The sequence below is a fragment of the Candidatus Accumulibacter vicinus genome, from assembly GCF_000584955.1.
GTDB classification, from domain to species: Bacteria; Pseudomonadota; Gammaproteobacteria; order Burkholderiales; family Rhodocyclaceae; genus Accumulibacter; species Accumulibacter vicinus.
Map to the genome: position 1 here is coordinate 28,941 of NZ_JDSS02000009.1, position 1,597 is coordinate 30,537.

Consider the following 1,597-nt stretch of genomic DNA (forward strand, 5'->3'; position numbering starts at 1 on the left):
GGGCGCTGACGGCGCCCGTCGGCCAGGCGGCTGCCGATGCGGCCGTCAGCCCAGCCGTGGTGGCGACCGCCATTGGCGCTGCCGCGGGTGCGATCATCGGTTCAGCGACCGGCCGAGCGGGCCAGGGTGCCGCGATCGGTGCGGGGACCGGACTGGTTTTTGGCAGCTCCGCGAGTGGCCACACTGCCTATCTGACTTCCTACGAACTGCAGCGGCGCTACAACATGGCCTATGTTCAGTGCATGTACTCGCGTGGGAACCAAGTGCCGGGGTCGGCCGTGTACCGCCAGGCACCGGCGAATTACCTGCCACCCGGAGCGCCTCCACCGGGCTATCCGCCGCCCGGCACGCCTGCACCGGACCTGCCACCGCAGCCCAAACCCCTGCCGAACTATCCGCCGCCGAACACGCTGCCGCCGGAGGGTGTTTCTCCCCAACGCAAATAGGCCTGGCCAACATGCGCGCAGCAAGACCGAGGGGAGTGATGCCCTTGTCACCGATCTTGTTGGAGACCCAAAGTGGGCACGTGCTTGATAAGGTGGTGAACGACCTGACCATAGTAGCGGTCCTGGTCGATCCGTCGACTTGACTTGCCAGGGAGTGAGGCCTGAGGTTTGGGTGGTGGAACCGCCTGGCGGCGTTCCACCCCACCGTCAAACCTGGCCTGGAAAGCGGCGCAGCGCCTGAACGATTTCGTCGACAGTCGTTGGTCTGACCAGCCGCGCGAGTTCCTGTCCCTGCGCGATGAAGATCAGCGTCGGCCACAGTTTGACCTGAAACGAACGGCCCAGGCGGCGCCCCGGACCATCCTCGATCTTGACATGTGGTAGGTTCGGGTAGGCCGCCAATGCAGCTTCAAGCAAGGGCTGCGCCGCGAGACAGTAGCCGCACCACGGTGCTCCGAATTCGATCAGCGCTGGACCCGGCAGCGCATCGATCTGCGAACGCAATGGTTCGACTGCTGCAAATGGCCGGTTCATTCTGGTCCCTTGTGTCGGGATTCATATGGTGCCCGCATCGCGCAGGGCACCGATCTCGATGGCCGAGTAGCCAAGTCGCACGAGCATCTCGTCGGTGTGTTCGCCGAGCGCCGGTCCCAGCCATTCGGTGCTGCCCGGCGTCTCCGAAAGCTTGGGAACAATGCCCGGGATCTTGAATGGCCTGCCGTCAGGCAGGGTGGCCGATTCGATCATTTGCCTGGCCAGATACTGTGGGTCGGCGACAATGTCGGCGATCGAGTAGACGCGCGAGGCCGGGACTTCGGCAGCGGTCAGGACGCCAAGCACCTCGGTTTCGTCATGTGTGCTCGTCCAGGCGTCGATGGCCGCGTAGAGTTCGCTGCGGCGGGCATCGCGACCGGCGTTGTCGGCAAGCGCTGCATCGTTGGCCAGATCGTCGCGACCGATCGCCCCCATCAGGCGCTTGAAAATCGCATCGCCATTGGCACCAATCGTCACATGTTTGCCGTCGCAGGTGCGGTGGGTGTTCGAAGGCGTGATGCCGGGCATGATGTTGCCCGTACGCTCGCGAACAAAGCCGAAGACGTCGAACTCGGGCACCAATCCAACCTCGTGCGGTGTACCCGATGGTACCATTT

At 64.2% G+C, this 1,597-nt stretch carries 3 protein-coding genes; 1 reads left to right on the forward strand and 2 read right to left on the reverse strand.

The window, feature by feature from the left end:
• Positions 1-446, forward strand: a 446-nt coding sequence (locus CAPSK01_RS02675) for a glycine zipper family protein (RefSeq protein ID WP_273702971.1), incomplete at its 5' end; no start/stop codon positions are given.
• 207 nt (positions 447-653) lie between these two features.
• On the opposite strand, the gene CAPSK01_RS02680 is transcribed toward CAPSK01_RS02675, so the two are convergent.
• Together CAPSK01_RS02680 and CAPSK01_RS02685 are read right to left on the reverse strand one after the other, a co-directional pair.
• The gene (locus CAPSK01_RS02680) at positions 654-980 is read right to left on the reverse strand and encodes a thioredoxin family protein (RefSeq protein ID WP_034922147.1); all 327 of its coding nucleotides are present in this window, start codon (positions 978-980) and stop codon (positions 654-656) included.
• Positions 981-1,001: 21 nt separating this feature from the next.
• Positions 1,002-1,597 (reverse strand): CoA transferase (locus CAPSK01_RS02685; RefSeq protein WP_273702972.1); only part of this gene is annotated, 596 nt, incomplete at its 5' end.

Excerpts from the sequence above, each read along its gene's own strand:
- CAPSK01_RS02680 (WP_034922147.1), bottom strand. The coding sequence starts at position 980 with ATGAACCGGCCATTTGCAGCAGTCGAACCATTGCGTTCGCAGATCGAT.